This window comes from Bacillus sp. 5RYD7K (assembly GCF_059831465.1).
Window position 1 is genome coordinate 2,312,518 of sequence record NZ_CP191200.1, and the last position, 18,951, is coordinate 2,331,468.

Genomic DNA, 18,951 nt, shown 5'->3' on the forward strand with positions numbered 1-18,951 from the left:
TATCATGCAGCTGATTTTTGATTTTTTTACGTTTTACACTGTGTAAAAAGCATCATTTCTCTTTTGCCGGCTCTTGTCTATTTGATTTACAATACGTGTCGGAAGGAGGGAAAACTTATGGAGAATATTGAAACATACAGCAGGAACATTATAAACGAGGCCTATACGGCAAGAGCTTCAGATATACACATTGTGCCGCGTGAAAGGGATGCTTTCATTCATTTTCGCATTGGTCATGCTCTTGTGAAAAAAAGAGTCTTAAAAAAAGAGGAATGCGTAAGGCTTATTTCTCATTTTAAGTTTTTATCGGCGATGGATATAGGAGAAAGACGAAAGCCGCAAAACGGATCATTGTCTCTGCCGCTTCCATCCGAAACCGTTCATTTAAGGATGTCAACCTTACCGACAATGAATGATGAAAGTCTTGTCATCAGGCTTTTGCCTAAGCGGCAGATTCCCCCTCTGGATAAACTGTCCTTATTTCCGGGGGCAGGCGCCGCACTATTGTCCTTTCTGAAGCATTCCCACGGCCTGATTCTTTTTACCGGTCCGACCGGATCTGGAAAAACGACCACTCTCTACTCGCTTGTCAATTATGCAAAACGTCATTTCAACCGGCGGATTGTCACACTTGAAGATCCCGTAGAAACGAGAGATGAAGATGTTTTACAAGTTCAGGTGAATGAAAAAGCCGGAGTCACATATTCCGCCGGTTTGAAAGCGATTTTAAGACATGACCCCGATATGATCATCTTAGGGGAAATCAGGGATGCCGAGACGGCTGAAATTGCAGTCCGCGCGGCTATGACGGGGCACCTCGTTCTTTCAAGCCTGCATACAAGAGATGCTAAAGGCGCTATATACAGGCTGCTGGAGTTTGGGGTGAACATGACGGAAATTGAACAAACCGTTATTGCCATTGCCGCTCAGCGTCTGGTTGATTTAACTTGTCCGTTTTGCAAAGCGGAAAACTGCTCCGTGTACTGCCGGCTTTACAGGCAGACGCGCCGTGCGGGAATCTATGAACTGCTTTACGGGAAAAACCTCACCCAATGCTTTCAGGAAGCAAAAGGAGAGCACGCCAATTTTCAATATCAGACGCTCCGCAGGCTGATCCGAAAAGGAATCGCGCTCGGCTATGTCACGACTGACAACTACGATCGGTGGGTGTATCATGAAGCGGATTAAAAGAACCTGGCCGTTGAAGGATCAAGCGGCTTTTTTGAAAAGGCTCGGTGAAATGGCCGAAAAAGGGTACAGTCTGATCGAAGGGCTCAGACTGCTGAAACTCCAGCTTCATAAACGCCAGCTTGCAGAGCTGACGGACGGAATCCGCCGGCTGAGGGAGGGCGATGCGTTTTACGAAGTGCTTGAGGCATTGTCTTTTCATAAAGAAGCCGTCTCTATCTGCTATTTTGCGGAAAAACACGGAGAATTGCCCAGGGCGATGAAACAAAGCGGCGAATTGTTACAGAGGAAGCTCATGCAGACGAATCAAGTCAAAAAAATGCTCCGGTATCCGATGTTTTTAATCTGCTCCGTCTGTGTCATGTTTTATATCCTGCAAAGTTTAATTATTCCGCAGTTTTCTGGGATTTATCAATCAATGAATATGAATACTTCCGGTGCGACTGCTTTCATCTTTGCGTTTTTTCAGCATTTTCACGAAGCTTGCGCACTGGTGCTGTCAGCCGCTCTCAGCTTGTGTTTGTTCGTTTGGTTTTTATGTAAGAAAAAATCCCCGCAAGACAAAATGCTTATTGTTGTGAAAATCCCCTTAATAGGAAAAGCAGCCGTTCTTTTTAACAGCTACTTTTTCTCTTTACAGCTCAGCAGCCTTCTGAAATCCGGTCTTTCTATCTATGACAGCTTAACGGCTTTTAAGGAACAATCTTTTCTGCCTTTTTATCGTGAAGAAGCGGATATGCTCATTACACGTTTGAAAGCAGGTGAGACAATAGAATCCGCTCTTTCCGGGCATCCGTGTTATGAAAAAGATCTAGCGGCTGCAGTCAGCCATGGACAGGCAAACGGCAGGCTTCATCGCGAGCTTTATACGTACAGTCAGTTTATGATGGAGCGCCTTGAACAAAACGCGGAGAAGTATACAGGCATTCTCCAGCCTGTCATTTACGGCGTTGTGGCCGGTATGATTCTGATTGTCTATATGTCAATGCTGATGCCGATGTACCAGATGATGAACCAAATGTAAGGGAGTGCTTCGTCTGAAAAATCAAGATGGATTTACTTTAATTGAAATGCTGATTGTGTTATTTATCGTTTCAATTCTGCTTTTAATAACGATTCCTAACGTTACAAAACATAATCAAAGCATACAGCATAAAGGCTGTGAAGGACTGCAGAATATGGTGAAAGCCCAAGTGACGGCGTACGAAATCGACCATGAAGGAAAAATGCCGGATATGAAAGACTTACAATCAGAGGGATATATCAAAAAGAATACTGCCTGTCCGAATGGAAAACAGATCTTAATTAGCGGCGGGGAAGTTACAGTTGAACAATAACAGGCTGACAGAAAGCGGATTCACCCTTCTTGAAAGCCTGATTGTGTTAAGCCTGGCGTCCGTTCTGCTGACGGTCTTGTTCACGGCGCTTCCTCCGGTTTATACCCATCTGGCCGTTCGGCAAAAAACAGAACAGCTCCAAAAAGATATTCAGCTCGTTCAGGAAACGGCTGTCGCAGAGCATAAAAGAACAAAAATCATTTTTCTCCCCAAAGAGCATAAATACAAGTTCCAGTCAGCCGGAAAGGCTGTCGAGCGTTCATTTGATTCGCTTCATATTACACTTATGACCTTGCCGGAGAGCCTTGAATTTAATGAAAAAGGCCATCCGAATTCCGGCGGAAAGATTCAATTGAAGCACGCAGGGGTCACTTATGAAATAACAGTTTACCTAGGGAGCGGAAATGTCCATGCAGAACGGAAGTAAAGGGTTCTCTACTATTGAAACACTATCAGCAATGGCCATTTGGCTGTTTCTTATGATTTCTATCGTTCCGGTCTGGACGGACATGCTGACCGATAATCTGAAAACAGAGGAACGCCAAAAAGCGCGCCAGCTTCTCCAGGAACGCATCAGCGCTTATATGATGTCCGGAAAAAAGCAGCCGTCTCCCGATGTGACGTGGAAGGAGGAAGGTGATTATTACAAAGTCTGTGCGGCTGTCCGCGGCGAAAAAGAAATGTGTCTCAGCATTCTCAAAACAGACTGGCTTTACGCTTCTTAATGTTTTGTTTTCCTTGGCAGTCTGTCTCTTCTTATCAAGCACCCTGAGCCCGATTTTACATTTGTTTTTATCCGGCCAAAGCGATAACGGCGGAATAGACAGCCGGGAGTATCATATTGCCGTTCAGCAGATTATGAATGAATGTAAACAGGCCGAGACTGTAAAGCCGGCGGACGGCGGACAGGCATTAAGCTGCCGGAAAGCAGGAGGCGAAGAAGTGCGTTTTGAAATCTACCATACGATGATAAGGAAGAGAGTGAACGGAAAAGGCCACGTGCCGATCCTGCATCATGCGGCATCTTTAACGGCTGGTGTGAAAAACGGCCTGCTTTTATTAGAGATCTCAAGCGATACAGGTAAAAAGAATCAGGCGGCCATTCCGATTTACAGCTCTTTAAAAGGTGGTTAAATGTACAAATCTGACGGGTTTATATATCCCGCGGTTCTGTTTGTTTCTGCCGCGGTTTTACTTGTCATCAGCTATACTTCATCTGATTTCATCACCCGAAAAACCTTTGCAAAAGAGGCCGGGGAGTACTGGATCGGTGAGAACCTGCTTCAAAACGGCGCGCTGCTGTCAAGCCGTCATGTGATACAGGGACAAAAGGGCCGAACCGGTACACATCGTTTTCCGTACGGAACCGTTTCCTTTCAGATCACCGAAAGCGGTAAGCGGGAAACGGTTCAGGTTACAATTCAGGCGGAAACAGCGTCAGGGACGAGACGGGAGGTTCACCTTTTGTTCAATCAGAAGAAGAAACAGCTGATTCAATGGACAGAAGTATAAAAAAGAGGCGGCGGGACAACACTTCATAGTAAAGACAGCAATATGAGGTGAGAGCCGTGAAAACAAACGATTATGTAAAATATATGACTGAGCAATTCGTTAAATATTTCGATACGCCGAAACAGGAACGGAAAGAGCGAAAAGAAGTGCGGAAAGAAAAGAAAGTGCCGGCTTCCCAGCACTGGTTCGGAATATTGCCGTATAGTTTTAAGCTGTGGATGCAGCGGAAAAAATAAAGTGTAGCACACGAAAGGTCCTCCTGATACAGGAGGGCCTTTATTGGTATTCCTCAATGACGGCAATTTTATTTACTTTTTGGCTGTAGGGATTAAAAGAAATCGTAACAAACACACCAAATTCTTTAGCGCCTTCCCGCAATGTCAGGTGGTATTGTTTTACCGCTTCATCTGTTCTTTTACGGTCCCACACCTTTTGAATAAATAACGTTTGCGAAAGCGGATATCTTTTTTTAGCTTCTTTTTCCGCGATTTTTTCCCATTTTGATTTATGGTGAACAGCATAATAAGGCGCCGCTTCCGCCTGATCCATTCCTGAAACCCCGAAAACAAGAAGAGAAAGGCAAATCAGACTTTGTTTGATCATCATTCTTCGTCCTTTCGCTGTATATTATTCCCAATTTGTTTTGAACACTTCATTATTTTCTCACATTTTATTAGAAAAAATTCCAAAAAGGTGTGTAATTTGGAGCAAAACGATGTTTTTAAAAGATTATATTCTTAAAAACGAACAATTTGACCGTTTTTGACATTTTTCAAGATGATAAACCTTGATTATACTTTGTTTGTGCAGTTCTTTAAAAAGAACGATTGTTATATTTATTAACAGTTTTACAGGGGGTAAGGCATGTTCCGATTGTTGCGAATGGAGAAAAGGGGTAAGGGGAGATGGAGGATCATGCTGTTTTTGCGGCTTTCATTCATTTTCTGTCTGTCCGTGACGATATGTGCTCAGTTTACGGGTGACACGAGTTCCTCCTTTAATGATGTGAAAAGCTTCAGTCTTCCGGTTCAAACGTGCGGAGATTTTCGATATACCGATGACAATTGCCGTTATGACGAACGCTGGGATCAAAGTGATTTACATATAACAAATCAAACTGATACGTCGGGCGCCGTGTGTGCGCCGCTTCAACTCTATGCCGAGCTGGAGAATAGGGGAAAAGAGCGGACTGTTTCTGACTGGAAATGGGAACTTCATAAAATCGTCTCTCAGCAACAGCCTCTGCAAAACGGAAATGTTATGGATAAAGGGCTTATTACTGATAAAAAAAGCAAAACGATTTATAAAATTGAGTCAAAGCGGGCCTTGCAGCCAGGCATATACGCATTCAAGGTTTACAAGCCTGAAGGATATCCTGCGGATGATGAAAAGTATGAGTGGTCAAAACCGATGAAGCTTGTCAAATGCCAGGAAAAGGCGACGGCTTCCGATCAGATGAAAACAGAAAAACAACCGGCTGAGCCGATAAAAGAAAGCGGGGAAGAACATGAAAAGAACGCTGAAACTGATCAGTAATATTTTGTATGCCGTCATTTTCAGTTTGATTATTGTGCTGACCTTAACGGTGATCTCGACCCGGGCTTCCGGCGGTGAGCCGGCAATCTTCGGCTATACGCTTAAATCCGTGCTGTCGGGTTCAATGGACCCGGAATTTAAGACGGGTTCGCTCATAGCGGTAAAGAAAATTTCTGACGTGAATGATTTAAAAAAAGGCGATGTCATCACTTTTACACAAAATGACGGATCAGCCGTAACACACAGAATTATCGGGATCACAAAAAAGGGCGGGCACCTGATGTTTGAGACAAAAGGAGACCATAATGCCGCTCCGGATGCCGCTCCTGTTCAAGCTGAAAACGTGGTGGCTCAGTATACGGGATATCAGCTTCCGTATGCGGGATATGTCATACATTTGGCAAGCCAGCCGATCGGAACGGCGATTCTGCTAATCGTTCCCGGCGTCATGCTGTTGATTTACTCAATAACAGTTATTGTCAGCGCTCTCCGCGATATTGAGCGGAAGACGAAAGCGCTGGAAGAACATGCGAAAAACGGGACGATGTCCACATGAATACGGTTGCAACCTGGCGACAGGATTTGATAACAAAAAAGAAAAAGTAGGGGGAATACAAACATGGGTATGAAAAAGAAATTAAGCTTGGGCGTTGCCTCAGCCGCACTCGGTTTAGCATTAGTGGGAGGAGGCACATGGGCCGCATTTAATGATGTGAAGTCGACGGACGCCACATTTGCGTCAGGAACGCTTGATTTATTGGCTAAAGAACAATCAGCCAATGTCAATTTGTCAAACTTAAAACCAGGTGATAAATTGACGAAAGATTTTGAATTCAGGAATAATGGCTCACTTGCCATTAAAGAAGTGCTGATGGCTTTGAATTTTACTGACTTCAAAGGAGCGAAAAAAGGAAACGAATCTGCGGAAGATTTCCTCAGCCAGTTTGAAATTACGGTTCTGACAGTCGGCAAAGAAGGCGGCAACGGCTATCCTAAAAATATCATTTTGAAGGCAGCCAGCCTGAAAGACTTATACTTAATGTCAACAAAACAGGATAAAGCAGCTGCCGAAGCGATCAGCAAACACATTGATCCGAAATTCTTGAGTGCAAGCGGAAAAGTCAATGTGGCAACCATTAACGGCAAGACGGCGCCTGAGTATGACGGAGTTCCGAAAACGCCTGTTGATTATGATCAGGTGCGGATGGAAATCCAATTTAAAAATGATACTGCAAAAGGTGCGGACGGACTGAGTGTCCAAAACAAATTCCAAGGCAATGCGATTTCTCTTCAATTCTCTTTTGAAGCGACGCAATGGAACGGCTTGACCATTACAAAAGATCATACGGATAAAGACGGTTACGTGAAGGAAAACGAAAAGGCTCACAGTGAGGATAAAAACTAATCCGAACGTCGGGCAGATAAAAGAGGAGTTGTGCACATATGGCGGCACTACTCCTCTTTTTGCGATTTTCTCCATTTTTGATAATCTAAAAATTCACGAAATTGTTTTTTTGATACCCCGGATGTCATCGCATCACGAACTAATTTCTCCCATTCACTATCTAATTGACCATCGTATTCGGTTTCATGTTTTTCATCAAGTAAAGTATGAACCGAGACGTCCAGAACAGCGGAGACTTTTTCTAGAAATTGAATGGAGGGGTTCGTCTGTAAATTTCGTTCTATTGAGCTTAAATAAGACTTCGCTACCCCAGCTTTTTCAGCTAGTTCTGATAGTGAGTAGCCTTTTTCTTTTCGGTATTGTTTAATACGCTGGCCAATCAATGTCATCACCTTCCTTGTGATATTATAGCACATTCAGAAAGGATTTACGGTATGACTTCTGGCGGCCTGGATATGTTGAGAAGACTTTTTATGCGAATGCAGGTATTTGCGTATTTCTTCCAGGCTGATATTTGCTTTTTGAGCTTCTAATATCAGCTCAACCCATTCCTTATCTAATTGCGAAAATTCCATTTTTGCATTTTTCATGCATTTTCTCCTCCTAAAATACTTGTTTATGTATTTCAGCCAATCCGCCCATGACCTTATCTTTACATGTCTGGAAGTGATTCATCGCATGCGAAACGCCAGAAATTTTTTCTGTATACTTTTATTATAATATAGAATTTCTAGAAAAAACGGGAAAGGTGTCGAATGGATAACGCTTATCCAGAAAAATTACTTTGCAGGAAAAATAAACCACCATTTTCGATCTGAATGTGGATTTTCGGCTGATATAAGGCTTTCAGCGCTTGTTTTTCCAAGTGGTATTCCTCAGGTTTTTCCTCTGTCTGCTCGTAAAACTGATCGAGCAGCCTGAGATCCTTCTTCCATCTGGCGACCGCGCTGTCGGCCCAGTCTGACGGTTCTTTGGCGGCGGCGTTTTTTAAGTAATGCTCCATCCTTTTAATCCCGCTTTCCGGCTTAATCATCGGCGATATGGTAAAGCAATAGTCTGATATTTGTGATGTCATCGGCAGCGGTGCAAGCTTCTGCTGAAATCCTTCAACGATTGTTCCAGAAACAAGATGCAGGCCTAAAGACAAAAGTCTGTCTTTTTTCATGTCGGATTGGTATGAAATCACTACATTTAATCCAAGCCAGGGCTGAAGCGGCACTCTGGCTCCGGCTGATACAATTTTCTCATATATTCTTGTAAATCTCCCATTTTGTTTAACTGCTTGAAAGATTTGAAAGAGGCGCGGGGCTCCAAAGTAAATAAACTCGCCGTCCATATCCTCCGGAGCCGTTTCTTTATCAGTGATGAACGTGATCTTCATCGGGTTTGGTTCGCCGCCCGTTTTTTCACGCCAATGCCAATAAAACGGGCGGTTCATAATTTGTTTGTCCATCTCGACCGTCAACTGAACCGTCATAAAACCCGGCCCGTGTTCAGTAATCGGGCAGTGGTTCGCTTCAAAAAAGCGCAGTAAAAATTGGTGAACCTCCTGCTGTCTCATGTCGCGCTTCCTCCTTTTAGATTAAGAGCCTTTTTTTCTGGCGGGTTTTTCCGTACCGTACGATAAGAAAGAGGTAAGGTTGTCCATTTTGATCCGCATTTCTTCCTCTGTCAGCGAGTGGCATAAAATATCATGTAAATGATCTTCAAAATTGCTCACTTTGATTTTTGTTAAAATGTCATCTAGTTCTCCGACGACATTTTCAAATAAATGAATTTTGTCATACAAGAGTTTTAAGATATGCTCTTCCACCGTATGTTTTGTCGCCATATTGTAGATGTGGACATCTCTTTCCTGACCGAGTCTGTGAATCCTACCGATTCTTTGTTCAAGCCGCATCGGGTTCCACGGAAGGTCATAGTTGATAATATGGTTGCAAAATTGCAGGTTGATTCCTTCCCCTCCGGCTTCTGTAGCGATCAGGACCTGCACTTTGCCGCGGAAGAGATCCTTCATCCAGTCTTTTTTCCCGCGCTTAAATCCGCCTCTGAACGGAACGGAGCTTATGCCGTTCTGCTGGAGGAACCATTGCAGATAAATCTGTGTCGCCCGATACTCAGTAAAAATAATGACCTTGTCATTAATCTTTTTAATCAAGTCAACAACTTGAATCGCTTTTGAGTTTTGCGTGACTTGATTGATGCGGTCCATTAAATTGGCAATCGTCTGTTCATCGAAAGCGGGCGCTTGTTTGTCTTTTTGATCAAGCATTTTTTTAAGCGTCATATACACGGCTTCCCTGCTTGAACAGCACTCCCGTTGCAGCGTCATAATGGAAAATGCGCTTGCGGGCTTTTCCGTGCCGTTTTTCAGTGCGTTAATGTCATCGTAGAGCGCCTGTTCCGTCGGTGAAAAGGTGATCGGCACTGTTTCCACGTGGCGTTTCGTCCATGTAAGCCCCGTGTCGCTCCGTGTGTTGCGGATCATCACTTTATTGACGAGCTCTTTCAAATGCTCATGAGCGTCAATCCCGTCCTTTTGATTGAACGTTTCTTGAAATCCGCTTTCATTTCCTAAGTGGCCGGGTTTTAACAGTGACACTAAATTGAAAATTTCTTCGATCCGGTTTTGAATCGGGGTCGCCGTCAGAAGCAGGCAATATTTCTTCACAAGACTTCTCGCAAATTCATAATTTTTCGTTTTGCTGTTTTTGAGCTTATGCGCTTCGTCAATAATGACGAGATCATACGGAATCGAAAGCACAATGTCCTTGTGTGGCGAGCGTTTTGCCGTATCAATAGAAGAAACGACGATGTCGCACTGTTCCCATACATAGCTTTTCTTCTGTTCAACAGCGGGTATTAAAAACTTCTCCTGAAGCTCTTTCACCCACTGGGAAACGAGTGATGCCGGCACAAGAATCAGGATTTTTTTGGCCAGCCCGCGAATCATGTATTCTTTTAAAATCAGTCCCGCTTCGACTGTTTTTCCGAGCCCCACTTCATCAGCCAAAATCGCTTTGCCGTTCATTTTTTCAACGACTTTCTGCGCGACTTCAAGCTGATGGGGAAGCGGAGTGAAATCGGGCAGGTATAAAGGAGCCCTTAACCCTTCGAATTCAGGAATGGCAAGGGTCTGCTGGACTTCAGCCGACAGTTTGTACATCTCCCAATTTGACCAGGGACCGTCGGTTTTCAGCCGCTCAGAAAACTCTCCCGGCCAGTTTGCATCAAATATGATCTCTGCTGTCATATGTAACAAAACCGCCTTTCTTTTAAAAAACTGATTTATCATCATTTTTGTTGCCGGACGTATGTGAGGGTGGTAGGATATAAGTAATCATTTCACTAAAAGATATTGCTTTAGTATGTCCATAACAATTGGTAAATATGAGCGAATGACAGCAAGGGGAGAGACTCGGACGAAAAATGTGCATCCGGGCGCCGAAGGAGCAAACTGCGGAGTGAATCTCTCAGGCAAAAGAACTCTTGCTCGACGCAACTCTGGAGAGTGTCTGCGATTTGAAGCAGCAGACCACCAAAGGGGACGTCTTTATGATGTTTTCATAAAGTAAACTTTCAGGTGCCGGGACAGAGAAACCTTCATTTTTATGAGGTGTTTCTCTGTCCTTTTTTATATGTCTTTACAATGCGCCAATGACTGAAGGGGGAAGATGATGCTGAAACGAACACCGCTTTATGACGTGTATAAAGAATACGGCGGAAAAACGATTGATTTTGGAGGATGGGAGCTGCCGGTTCAATTTTCTTCTATTAAAGAGGAGCATGAAGCCGTCCGCACAAAGGCGGGTCTGTTTGATGTATCTCATATGGGAGAAGTCGAAGTCTCCGGTAAAGACGCCCTGTCTTTTCTGCAAAAAATGATGACAAATGACGTTGCCGATTTAAATCCGGGAAGCGCCCTCTATACCGCCATGTGTTATCCTGACGGCGGTACGGTCGATGATTTGCTGATCTATCAGAAAAGCGAGAGCTGCTATCTGCTTGTGATTAACGCGTCCAATATTGAAAAAGACATCGCTTGGCTGACAGAACACGCGAAAGGGGATGTCACGCTGACGAATCAGTCTGACGGGATTTCACTGCTAGCCGTTCAGGGGCCGAATGCTCAGGCGGTTCTTGCGAAGCTGACTGAATGTGATGTGTCTTCCTTAAAACCGTTTACGTTTATTGATGGAGCTGACGTTGCCGGCCGCCAAGTTCTGCTTTCAAGAACAGGCTATACCGGTGAAGACGGGTTTGAGTTATATTGCCGCAATGAAGACGCGGTGCATCTGTTTAAGGAGATTCTTACAGCGGGAGAGAATGAAGGAATCGTTCCGTGCGGTCTCGGTGCGCGTGATACGCTGAGATTTGAAGCGAAGCTCGCTTTATACGGTCAGGAATTGACGAAAGACATTACGCCGATTGAAGCCGGAATCGGATTTGCCGTAAAACATAAGAAAGATTCCGACTTTTTCGGGAAGTCTGTATTGAGTGAACAGAAAGAAAAAGGAGCTCCGCGTAAGCTGGTCGGGCTTGAGATGATTGAAAAGGGGATTCCGAGACACGGTTATGCCGTGAAAAAAGACGGTGCTCTGATCGGGGAAGTCACGACAGGCACACAATCTCCGACTTTAAAGAAAAATATCGGCCTTGCCTTAATCAAAACGGAATTCAGTGAAATCGGAACGGAAGTCGAAGTGGAAATCCGCAAAAAAACGGTAAAAGCAAAGATTGTCCGCACGCCGTTTTATAAACGCCCAAAACAGAGCTGAAAAAGGAGAGTCATATGAAGCATCGATATTTGCCCGCGACAGAACAGGATAAAAAAGAAATGCTGAAAGCCATCGGCGCAGATTCAATTGATGAACTGTTTGCCGATATTCCGGAAGATGTGAGGTTTCAAAAAGACTACCAAATTAAAAAAGCAAAATCAGAAACAGAGCTGACGAGAGAGCTGACAAAGCTTGCGGCGAAAAATAAGGACGCTGTTACATATGCATCTTTTCTGGGGGCAGGAGTGTACGATCACTATCAGCCGGTTATCGTCGATCATGTGATTTCCCGGTCAGAGTTCTACACGGCATATACGCCTTACCAGCCTGAAATTTCACAAGGAGAGCTGCAGGCGATTTTTGAATTTCAAACGATGATTTGCGAATTAACAGGTATGGATATTGCAAACTCCTCCATGTACGACGGGGGAACGGCGCTGGCAGAAGCGGCGATGCTTGCGTCAGGACATACGAAAAAGAAAAAAATCGTCATTTCCGCCGCCGTGCATCCGGAATCACGGGATGTCCTGAAAACATACGCAAAAGGCCAATATATTGAAGTTGTAGAGGTGCCTGCAAAAAACGGCGTCACAGACCTTGACGCATTAGAACATGCCGTCTGTGATGAAACGGCCGCAGTGATCGTCCAGTATCCGAACTTCTTCGGACAAATTGAGCCGTTAAAGGACATTGAGCCGCTCGCACATAAAGGGAACAGCCAGCTGATTGTTTCTTCTAACCCGCTCGCCCTCGGTATTTTGACTCCGCCCGGAGCATACGGAGCTGATATCGTCATCGGGGACGCGCAGCCTTTCGGCATACCTGCGGCGTTCGGCGGCCCGCACTGCGGCTATTTTGCAGTAACGAAAAAACTGATGAGAAAGGTGCCGGGCCGGCTTGTCGGCCAAACGGAGGATGAAAACGGGCGGAGAGGTTTTGTTCTCACCCTTCAGGCACGCGAGCAGCATATCAGAAGAGACAAAGCCACCTCTAACATCTGCTCAAACCAGGCGCTGAATGCGTTAGCAGCTTCAGTCGCGATGACGGCGCTCGGAAAAAACGGCGTCAAAGACATGGCCCGCCAAAATATACTGAAAGCCGATTACGCGAGACGCCAAGCGGAAAAAGCCGGCTTGCACGTAGCATTCGACGGCCCGATGTTTAATGAATTTGCCGTCAGGCTGAACCTCCCCGTCAAAGAAGCAAACCGGCGGCTCCTGCAAGACGGCATCATCGGCGGATATGACTTAGGCCTTGCGTATCCGGAATTGAATCAGCATATGCTCATTGCCGTCACAGAGCTGAGAACAAAAGAAGAGATCGATTCGCTTATTGCGGGATTGGGGGATCAACATGAATAATCAAGATCAGGCGCTTATTTTTGAAATGTCCCGCGAAGGGCGTATCGGTTACAGCCTTCCGGAGCTTGATGTGCCGGAAACAGAGCTTGAAAGCCTTCTTCCCGGTGACTACATCCGCGATGAAGACGCAAAGCTGCCGGAAGTATCAGAGCTTGATATTATGCGGCATTATACCGCTCTTTCCAGAAGAAACCACGGAGTTGATTCAGGTTTTTATCCGCTCGGCTCCTGTACGATGAAATACAATCCGAAATTAAATGAAAAAATTGCCCGGTTCCCAGGCTTTTCCGCCATTCATCCGCTTCAGGACGAGGACACGGTCCAGGGAGCGCTTGAGCTTTTATACGATTTAAGCGGACATTTGGAGGAAATTACGGGCATGGACGAGGTGACGCTGCAGCCTGCCGCGGGGGCTCACGGCGAATGGACCGGCCTGATGATGATCCGCGCCTATCATGAAGCGCGCGGGGACTTCGGACGGACGAAGGTCATTGTCCCTGATTCAGCCCACGGCACGAATCCGGCATCCGCTACGGTCGCCGGTTTTGAAACAATTACCGTCAAGTCGAATGAACACGGACTGGTTGACATTGAGGATCTGAAAAGAGCGGTAAATGAAGAAACAGCGGCACTGATGCTGACGAATCCGAACACCCTCGGATTATTTGAGGAAAACATTACGGAAATGGCTGAAATCGTCCATCAGGCCGGCGGAAAACTTTACTATGACGGAGCGAATTTAAATGCCGTTTTAAGTAAAGCAAGACCGGGAGATATGGGATTTGATGTTGTTCACCTTAATCTGCATAAAACATTTACCGGGCCGCACGGCGGGGGAGGACCGGGTTCGGGGCCGGTCGGAGTAAAAAAAGAATTCATTCCATATCTGCCGAAACCCGTTCTCACGAAAAAAGAGGGCCGTTTGACTTTTGACGATGACCGCCCGCAATCGATCGGACGCGTAAAGCCTTATTACGGCAACTTCGGCATTAATGTCAGAGCCTACACGTATATCCGTTCCATGGGGCCTGACGGCTTAAAAGCTGTGACCGAAAACGCGGTTTTAAATGCAAATTATATGATGAGAAGACTCGCGCCTTATTATGATCTCCCGTATGACCGTCATTGCAAGCATGAATTTGTGTTATCGGGAAGAAGGCAGAAAAAGCTCGGCGTAAGAACGCTTGATATTGCCAAACGGCTTTTAGATTTCGGTTATCACCCGCCGACTGTGTATTTCCCGCTGAATGTTGAGGAAAGCATCATGATCGAACCGACGGAAACGGAATCCAAGGAAACGCTTGATGCGTTTATAGATGCGATGATTCAAATTGCGCGGGAGGCGGAGGAATCGCCTGAAATCGTTCAGGAGGCGCCGCATACTACGGTTGTTAAAAGAATGGATGAAACCAAGGCCGCAAGAAAGCCGGTTTTAAAATACGAACATACATCTGACGGCAGCCGCTGACGGGGTGTAAAAAAAAGAGCTTCCGTATAAACGGAAAGCTCTTTTTCATTATTGGTTCTTTGCTTTAATTTTTCCGCCCCATTTTTTAAAGCCGCCTTTCAGGTTGTAAATATCCTTGCAGCCGTGTTTGCGGAGCGTCTGTGCTGCGCGTCCGCTGCGGACATTGTTTTGGCAGTACAGATAAACGGGTTTATCAGGACGGATTTCGCTTTTGCGCTGTTTCAGCTGTGACAGCGGAATGTTGCGCGCGCCGAGAATATGGCCGCCTTCAAATTCATTCGGTTCACGGACGTCAATCAGCTGCGCTTTTCTGTAGCCAGCGCGGAATTCCTCTTCCGTAAGTGTTTTCATTAAACGCTGTTGGTAAAAATACGACACGATCATATAAACGATAAACGCCGCAACAATAATTAAAGCAATCATATTAGACAATGCGATTCTACTCCTTTAGCTTATAAAATCAAAACCCTGCTTCTGAAAACAAGGCTTACCGGACGTTTTGGGACAAATACTATTATAGTAAAGCATGGAGCGATTGTCATCCTTAATGAAACGAAATATTTTTCATTTTCACGGCAGTTTGATAAACTGATTTTATTAAAACGATAAAGAAGGGTTCAGTTTATGGAAAAAGAAACATGGCGGTTTATTGACTCAGGGAACGAAAGCCCGGCATTTAACATGGCGCTGGATGAAGCGCTTTTATATTGGCACAGCCAAAAGAAAATTCCCCCGGTGATCCGTTTTTACGGGTGGAATCCGGCAACATTGTCTGTCGGATATTTTCAAAATATTAAGAAGGAAATTAACTTTGACGCAGTACATAAACACGGTCTCGGGTTTGTCAGAAGACCGACAGGCGGACGGGGTGTTCTGCATGATAAAGAATTGACATACAGCGTCATCGTTTCAGAGGATCACCCGGAAATGCCGGCCACGGTGACAGAGGCGTACCGGGTCATTTCAGAAGGCATCCTGCAGGGATTCAGAAATCTTGGGCTTGATGCCTACTTTGCGATTCCGCGCACGGAGAAAGAAAAAGAAAGCCTGAAAAATCCGCGCTCGTCCGTTTGCTTTGATGCGCCTTCGTGGTATGAGCTGGTCGTCGAAGGACGGAAAGTTGCGGGAAGCGCCCAGACACGCCAAAAAGGCGTTATTCTTCAGCACGGCTCCATCCTGCTTGACATTGATGAGGACAAGCTGTTTGATCTGTTTTTATATCCGAGCGACAGAGTCCGTGAGCGCATGCAGCGGAATTTCAAAAGCAAAGCGGTAGCCATCAACGCCTTAGCCCAAAAACCGGTTACGATGGATGAGGCCAGAACCGCTTTTAAAGCCGGTTTTGAGGAAGGCCTCAACATTCATCTTGAACCTTACACGCTCACTCCTGAAGAGCTTGCGTTTGTCAATGAGCTGGCTGAGACGAAATACGCGTCTGACGAATGGAATTATAAGCGCTGATTAAGGCTTGACAGACCGGAAGCATCCTTGTTTTTTCATAACCGTTAGTGTAAACTTGTAATGGTTTATTAAGTTAAGGTGCTTTTTGGGAGGGGTACGATGACAACACCAAGTATGGAAGATTATATTGAACAGATTTATATGCTGATAGAAGAAAAAGGATATGCGCGGGTTTCTGATATCGCGGAAGCTTTGGCAGTCCATCCCTCCTCTGTAACGAAAATGGTTCAAAAACTAGATAAAGACGAGTATTTGATTTATGAAAAATATCGCGGGCTCGTATTGACGTCAAAAGGTAAAAAGATCGGCAAACGGCTCGTATACAGACACGAATTGCTTGAGCAGTTTTTACGAATCATTGGTGTTGATGAAGAGAAGATTTACAATGATGTAGAAGGAATCGAACATCATCTGAGCTGGAACAGCATTGACCGCATTGGCGATCTCGTCCAGTATTTTGAAGATGACGACAGCCGGAAAAAAGAATTGAAATCCGTACAGAAAAAAACCGAAAATCCCGGTGAATAAAAGGGCGGCCCAAATAGGGCGCCCTTTTTTTAATGTCTTCATTCTTTGGTCTATTTCCCCAAGCCGTTTCTTAAAATAATAATACACCTTGGATGGAAGGGAGAGGGCGCGCTATGCAGATTGACGGCGTATTTTCGGGCGGGGGAATAAAAGGGGTGGCGCTTGCCGGCGCTTATGAAGCGCTGGAAGAAAAGGGCTTTCGCTTTGAAAGGCTCGCCGGAACAAGCGCCGGCGCGATTATTGCCGCATTGATCGCTGCGGGCTACACGAGCAGAGAGGTTCATGCGATCATCGATGATGTGGACGGAAGGCAATTGCTTGATCAGAGATACTCATTCCTCCCGCTGAAAATCCTGCAGTGGGTGTCGATATATTGGCGCCTCGGATTGTACAGAGGCGATGTGCTGGAAAAGTGGATTGCGGATAAATTAAAAGCGAAGGGCATCATCGCGTTCGGCGATATGAAAAAAGGATCGCTCCGTCTGATCGCTTCAGATCTGACGAACGGAACGATGATCGTGCTTCCCGACGACCTTCCCCGCTACGGATTAAATCCGGAGGTGTTCCCGGTTGCCAGAGCTGTCAGAATGAGCTGCAGCATCCCTTATTTTTTTGAACCGATTAAACTGAAGACCGAAAAAGGCATTTCAACAGTTGTTGACGGCGGCGTGTTAAGCAATTTTCCGATTTGGCTGTTTTCAAAAGAGCGCAAGCGGCCGGTCATCGGAATTTCGCTTTCCCCTAATGAAAAAGAGCGTCCGAAGAAATCAATCCGGAACGCTTTTGAGCTGTTCGGCGCTTTGTTTGAAACGATGAAAGACGCTCATGATGCCAGACATATCGCGACAAAGTACGAACAGAATATTATTTTTATTCCCGTGGAACATGTGATGGCGACGGAGTTTCACCTCACACCGCAAAAAAAACTAGCTCTCATTGAGCTAGGAAAAAGCAAAACAGAGCAATTTTTGAAGCAATGGAGCTATTAAAAAAGCGCTCTGTTTTTCTTTTTATTCTTTTTACCTTCTATGACGGTAAGCTGGGTCTGGCTTTTTTTCTTCAGAATCATCGGCTTCGGTCTGCTGCTGCTCGGCACGCTCCGCAAATGGCTGACCCGCCCCCTGTGGCCGGCGCGGTGCTTCGCTTTGTGCTCCTTCATTCGGAGCCGCGATTGTTTGGCCGCTTTTCTGAAAGCGGTTCCGTCACGTCCGGTGCGGCGGTTCAGGACCGATCTCACGATAAAATAAATAATGATGCCTGCGATAATGACGGTGATCGCTCTTGAGATCATCTGCCCGGGGTTTGTGACCGCCGCATAAATGAAACCGAATGCGCCAAGCGCTATTAATACAGCAAAAAAAGGTTGTACACGATGATTCATAACTGCCCACCTCCGAAAATAATAACAGGTAACGGTTCAGATTGCGTTGTGAGACGGCTTTTCGCTCTGTTCTGAAATGTCTTCCAGTCTGAGAAGCTCGTTAAAGCTTTCTATGGCAACCTCGACCTGGTCATCTTCCGGTTCCTTTGTCGTTAAAAGCTGCAGCCACAGGCCGGGATAACCGAGCACCTTCAAAACGGGGATATTCCGAACCCTGTTCGTCAGCTGGAGCACTTCAAAGGAGATGCCGAGGACGGCCGGTATAAGCGCAATCCTGTCTAAAATCCGCACCCAAAGCGGATCTGTCGGAACGAGTAAATAGACAAACATGCCGACAATGATCGTAAATAAGATAAAGCTTGAACCGCATCGGTAATGAAGCCGCGACTGTTTCTGAACATTTTCTATCGTAATTGGTAAATTCTGTTCATAACAGTTTATGACCTTATGTTCGGCTCCATGATATTGAAACACTCTTTTAATTAACGGCGTCATTGATAAAAAATAAATGTAGCCGAGAAGCAGGATTAGCTTAAACAGGCTTTCGATGCCGATCTGCGCGGCGTCTGAGGAAAAAACGGGTCTTACAAGCTCAGCTAAAAAGACCGGGACGAGCGTAAAAACGAATTTGCTGAACAAAAACGATAGAACGCCGATCACCGCCAGGCTGAAAAACATCGATAATCCCGAACCCTTCTTATCTTCCTGTTCCAGCTTGGCGTCATCTTGGGGGTCAAGCCCGTAACGTTCACTGGAGAAGTTTAAATGCTTTGTGCCGTTGGCGCTTGCCTCGATAATTGCGACGATTCCCCGCAAAAAAGGAATCTTTTTTAAAACCGAAAGCTTGGGGTTCGGCACTCTCGGAAGCTTGAAAAAATCAATGCTTCCGTCATTCCTGCGGATGGCGGTAACATAATTTTTTCTGCCGCCGAACATAACCCCTTCAACGACAGCCTGACCGCCGTATGCGGGCGGCGTTTTGTGTTTGGACATTGT

At 45.5% G+C, this 18,951-nt stretch carries 25 protein-coding genes and 1 riboswitch; of the genes, 17 read left to right on the top strand and 8 right to left on the bottom strand.

The window, feature by feature from the left end; translation table 11 throughout:
* The first annotated feature begins 117 nt into the window (after positions 1-117).
* Genes comGA through ACQE26_RS11750 form a run of 8 tightly spaced genes read left to right on the top strand, consistent with a single transcriptional unit; the run spans position 118 to position 4,273 of the window.
* On the top strand, positions 118-1,188 hold the full coding sequence (gene comGA, locus ACQE26_RS11715) for a competence type IV pilus ATPase ComGA (RefSeq protein ID WP_045926720.1): 1,071 nt from the start codon (positions 118-120) through the stop codon (positions 1,186-1,188).
* Positions 1,175-2,212: a competence type IV pilus assembly protein ComGB gene (gene comGB, locus ACQE26_RS11720; RefSeq protein ID WP_500469471.1), complete on the top strand. Its 1,038-nt coding sequence runs from the start codon at positions 1,175-1,177 to the stop codon at positions 2,210-2,212. The genes comGA and comGB overlap by 14 nt, the downstream gene beginning before the upstream one ends.
* A 4-nt stretch (positions 2,213-2,216) precedes the next feature.
* Positions 2,217-2,525 (top strand): competence type IV pilus major pilin ComGC, encoded by a 309-nt coding sequence (comGC, locus tag ACQE26_RS11725; RefSeq protein WP_016938966.1) that lies wholly within the window; start codon positions 2,217-2,219, stop codon positions 2,523-2,525.
* Positions 2,515-2,952 carry a competence type IV pilus minor pilin ComGD gene (gene comGD, locus ACQE26_RS11730; protein ID WP_045926719.1) on the top strand — a complete coding sequence of 146 codons (438 nt, stop codon included), beginning with the start codon at positions 2,515-2,517 and terminating at the stop codon, positions 2,950-2,952. Before comGC ends, comGD begins: the two co-directional genes overlap by 11 nt.
* The gene (gene comGE / locus ACQE26_RS11735; RefSeq protein ID WP_500469472.1) at positions 2,936-3,250 is read left to right on the top strand and encodes a competence type IV pilus minor pilin ComGE; all 315 of its coding nucleotides are present in this window, start codon (positions 2,936-2,938) and stop codon (positions 3,248-3,250) included. The genes comGD and comGE overlap by 17 nt, the downstream gene beginning before the upstream one ends.
* On the top strand, positions 3,162-3,659 hold the full coding sequence (comGF, locus tag ACQE26_RS11740) for a competence type IV pilus minor pilin ComGF (protein WP_500469474.1): 498 nt from the start codon (positions 3,162-3,164) through the stop codon (positions 3,657-3,659). The genes comGE and comGF overlap by 89 nt, the downstream gene beginning before the upstream one ends.
* A complete protein-coding gene (comGG, locus tag ACQE26_RS11745; protein ID WP_060964768.1) occupies positions 3,660-4,037 on the top strand; it encodes a competence type IV pilus minor pilin ComGG in 378 nt (125 codons plus the stop codon).
* 56 nt (positions 4,038-4,093) lie between these two features.
* A complete protein-coding gene (locus tag ACQE26_RS11750) occupies positions 4,094-4,273 on the top strand; it encodes a YqzE family protein (protein WP_022552966.1) in 180 nt (59 codons plus the stop codon).
* Between the two features lie 40 nt (positions 4,274-4,313).
* On the opposite strand, the gene ACQE26_RS11755 is transcribed toward ACQE26_RS11750, so the two are convergent.
* Complete coding sequence (locus tag ACQE26_RS11755; RefSeq protein WP_438420224.1) at positions 4,314-4,643, bottom strand: DUF3889 domain-containing protein; 330 nt, start codon at positions 4,641-4,643, stop codon at positions 4,314-4,316.
* A gap of 258 nt (positions 4,644-4,901) precedes the next feature.
* Here ACQE26_RS11755 and tapA point away from each other — a divergent pair, with 258 nt between their 5' ends.
* The 3 genes from tapA (at position 4,902) to tasA (ending at position 6,978) form a co-directional block, all read left to right on the top strand.
* Positions 4,902-5,573: an amyloid fiber anchoring/assembly protein TapA gene (gene tapA, locus ACQE26_RS11760; protein ID WP_500469477.1), complete on the top strand. Its 672-nt coding sequence runs from the start codon at positions 4,902-4,904 to the stop codon at positions 5,571-5,573.
* Positions 5,545-6,129 (top strand): signal peptidase I SipW, encoded by a 585-nt coding sequence (gene sipW / locus ACQE26_RS11765; RefSeq protein WP_049627012.1) that lies wholly within the window; start codon positions 5,545-5,547, stop codon positions 6,127-6,129. Before tapA ends, sipW begins: the two co-directional genes overlap by 29 nt.
* Before the next feature lie 63 nt (positions 6,130-6,192).
* Positions 6,193-6,978 (top strand): biofilm matrix protein TasA, encoded by a 786-nt coding sequence (tasA, locus tag ACQE26_RS11770; RefSeq protein ID WP_500469479.1) that lies wholly within the window; start codon positions 6,193-6,195, stop codon positions 6,976-6,978.
* 47 nt (positions 6,979-7,025) lie between these two features.
* Here the strand turns inward: tasA and sinR are convergent, their stop codons facing one another.
* From sinR to ACQE26_RS11790, 4 genes are all read right to left on the bottom strand, one after another.
* Positions 7,026-7,361 carry a transcriptional regulator SinR gene (sinR, locus tag ACQE26_RS11775; RefSeq protein WP_003226345.1) on the bottom strand — a complete coding sequence of 112 codons (336 nt, stop codon included), beginning with the start codon at positions 7,359-7,361 and terminating at the stop codon, positions 7,026-7,028.
* Positions 7,362-7,394: 33 nt separating this feature from the next.
* Entirely contained in the window at positions 7,395-7,568 is a 174-nt protein-coding gene (gene sinI, locus ACQE26_RS11780) for an anti-repressor SinI (RefSeq protein ID WP_016938977.1), read from the bottom strand.
* 176 nt (positions 7,569-7,744) lie between these two features.
* Positions 7,745-8,539 carry a YqhG family protein gene (locus tag ACQE26_RS11785; protein WP_438420222.1) on the bottom strand — a complete coding sequence of 265 codons (795 nt, stop codon included), beginning with the start codon at positions 8,537-8,539 and terminating at the stop codon, positions 7,745-7,747.
* A gap of 21 nt (positions 8,540-8,560) precedes the next feature.
* Complete coding sequence (locus tag ACQE26_RS11790) at positions 8,561-10,231, bottom strand: DEAD/DEAH box helicase (RefSeq protein WP_060964772.1); 1,671 nt, start codon at positions 10,229-10,231, stop codon at positions 8,561-8,563.
* 145 nt (positions 10,232-10,376) lie between these two features.
* Positions 10,377-10,477, top strand: a riboswitch (glycine riboswitch).
* A gap of 178 nt (positions 10,478-10,655) precedes the next feature.
* On the opposite strand from ACQE26_RS11790, the gene gcvT reads away from it, so the two are divergent.
* The 3 genes from gcvT to gcvPB are packed head-to-tail and all read left to right on the top strand — an operon-like array spanning position 10,656 to position 14,585.
* Complete coding sequence (gcvT, locus tag ACQE26_RS11795; protein ID WP_500469481.1) at positions 10,656-11,756, top strand: glycine cleavage system aminomethyltransferase GcvT; 1,101 nt, start codon at positions 10,656-10,658, stop codon at positions 11,754-11,756.
* A 14-nt stretch (positions 11,757-11,770) separates the two neighbouring features.
* A complete protein-coding gene (gcvPA, locus tag ACQE26_RS11800) occupies positions 11,771-13,117 on the top strand; it encodes an aminomethyl-transferring glycine dehydrogenase subunit GcvPA (protein WP_500469482.1) in 1,347 nt (448 codons plus the stop codon).
* Complete coding sequence (gene gcvPB / locus ACQE26_RS11805; protein WP_269774821.1) at positions 13,110-14,585, top strand: aminomethyl-transferring glycine dehydrogenase subunit GcvPB; 1,476 nt, start codon at positions 13,110-13,112, stop codon at positions 14,583-14,585. Before gcvPA ends, gcvPB begins: the two co-directional genes overlap by 8 nt.
* 48 nt (positions 14,586-14,633) lie before the next feature.
* Here gcvPB and ACQE26_RS11810 read toward each other — a convergent pair whose 3' ends face one another.
* Positions 14,634-15,017 (bottom strand): rhodanese-like domain-containing protein, encoded by a 384-nt coding sequence (locus ACQE26_RS11810; protein ID WP_013352854.1) that lies wholly within the window; start codon positions 15,015-15,017, stop codon positions 14,634-14,636.
* Positions 15,018-15,209: 192 nt separating this feature from the next.
* On the opposite strand from ACQE26_RS11810, the gene ACQE26_RS11815 reads away from it, so the two are divergent.
* From ACQE26_RS11815 to ACQE26_RS11825, 3 genes are all read left to right on the top strand, one after another.
* Positions 15,210-16,046 (top strand): lipoate--protein ligase family protein, encoded by an 837-nt coding sequence (locus tag ACQE26_RS11815; RefSeq protein ID WP_500469484.1) that lies wholly within the window; start codon positions 15,210-15,212, stop codon positions 16,044-16,046.
* A gap of 99 nt (positions 16,047-16,145) precedes the next feature.
* Positions 16,146-16,574 (top strand): transcriptional regulator MntR, encoded by a 429-nt coding sequence (gene mntR / locus ACQE26_RS11820; RefSeq protein ID WP_013352852.1) that lies wholly within the window; start codon positions 16,146-16,148, stop codon positions 16,572-16,574.
* Between the two features lie 113 nt (positions 16,575-16,687).
* Positions 16,688-17,563 (top strand): patatin-like phospholipase family protein, encoded by an 876-nt coding sequence (locus ACQE26_RS11825; protein WP_060964776.1) that lies wholly within the window; start codon positions 16,688-16,690, stop codon positions 17,561-17,563.
* Here the strand turns inward: ACQE26_RS11825 and ACQE26_RS11830 are convergent.
* Together ACQE26_RS11830 and ACQE26_RS11835 are read right to left on the bottom strand one after the other, a co-directional pair.
* The gene (locus tag ACQE26_RS11830) at positions 17,560-17,955 is read right to left on the bottom strand and encodes an SA1362 family protein (protein WP_438420216.1); all 396 of its coding nucleotides are present in this window, start codon (positions 17,953-17,955) and stop codon (positions 17,560-17,562) included. The two genes, ACQE26_RS11825 and ACQE26_RS11830, sit on opposite strands and share 4 nt — an antisense overlap.
* 36 nt (positions 17,956-17,991) lie before the next feature.
* Positions 17,992-18,948 (bottom strand): DUF1385 domain-containing protein, encoded by a 957-nt coding sequence (locus tag ACQE26_RS11835; protein ID WP_047475637.1) that lies wholly within the window; start codon positions 18,946-18,948, stop codon positions 17,992-17,994.
* Positions 18,949-18,951: the final 3 nt, after the last annotated feature.

Bases quoted from the DNA above. Each gene is read 5' to 3' on its own strand.
- comGG (WP_060964768.1), top strand. From the start codon at position 3,660: ATGTACAAATCTGACGGGTTTATATATCCCGCGGTTCTGTTTGTTTCT.
- comGE (WP_500469472.1), top strand. From the start codon at position 2,936: ATGCAGAACGGAAGTAAAGGGTTCTCTACTATTGAAACACTATCAGCA.
- ACQE26_RS11790 (WP_060964772.1), bottom strand. From the start codon at position 10,231: ATGACAGCAGAGATCATATTTGATGCAAACTGGCCGGGAGAGTTTTCT.
- ACQE26_RS11835 (WP_047475637.1), bottom strand. From the start codon at position 18,948: ATGTCCAAACACAAAACGCCGCCCGCATACGGCGGTCAGGCTGTCGTT.
- tasA (WP_500469479.1), top strand. From the start codon at position 6,193: ATGGGTATGAAAAAGAAATTAAGCTTGGGCGTTGCCTCAGCCGCACTC.
- ACQE26_RS11830 (WP_438420216.1), bottom strand. From the start codon at position 17,955: ATGAATCATCGTGTACAACCTTTTTTTGCTGTATTAATAGCGCTTGGC.
- gcvPB (WP_269774821.1), top strand. From the start codon at position 13,110: ATGAATAATCAAGATCAGGCGCTTATTTTTGAAATGTCCCGCGAAGGG.
- ACQE26_RS11815 (WP_500469484.1), top strand. From the start codon at position 15,210: ATGGAAAAAGAAACATGGCGGTTTATTGACTCAGGGAACGAAAGCCCG.
- mntR (WP_013352852.1), top strand. From the start codon at position 16,146: ATGACAACACCAAGTATGGAAGATTATATTGAACAGATTTATATGCTG.
- ACQE26_RS11755 (WP_438420224.1), bottom strand. From the start codon at position 4,643: ATGATGATCAAACAAAGTCTGATTTGCCTTTCTCTTCTTGTTTTCGGG.
- gcvT (WP_500469481.1), top strand. From the start codon at position 10,656: ATGCTGAAACGAACACCGCTTTATGACGTGTATAAAGAATACGGCGGA.
- comGA (WP_045926720.1), top strand. From the start codon at position 118: ATGGAGAATATTGAAACATACAGCAGGAACATTATAAACGAGGCCTAT.
- gcvPA (WP_500469482.1), top strand. From the start codon at position 11,771: ATGAAGCATCGATATTTGCCCGCGACAGAACAGGATAAAAAAGAAATG.
- tapA (WP_500469477.1), top strand. From the start codon at position 4,902: ATGTTCCGATTGTTGCGAATGGAGAAAAGGGGTAAGGGGAGATGGAGG.
- sinI (WP_016938977.1), bottom strand. From the start codon at position 7,568: ATGAAAAATGCAAAAATGGAATTTTCGCAATTAGATAAGGAATGGGTT.
- comGB (WP_500469471.1), top strand. From the start codon at position 1,175: ATGAAGCGGATTAAAAGAACCTGGCCGTTGAAGGATCAAGCGGCTTTT.
- sipW (WP_049627012.1), top strand. From the start codon at position 5,545: ATGAAAAGAACGCTGAAACTGATCAGTAATATTTTGTATGCCGTCATT.
- ACQE26_RS11825 (WP_060964776.1), top strand. From the start codon at position 16,688: ATGCAGATTGACGGCGTATTTTCGGGCGGGGGAATAAAAGGGGTGGCG.
- ACQE26_RS11785 (WP_438420222.1), bottom strand. From the start codon at position 8,539: ATGAGACAGCAGGAGGTTCACCAATTTTTACTGCGCTTTTTTGAAGCG.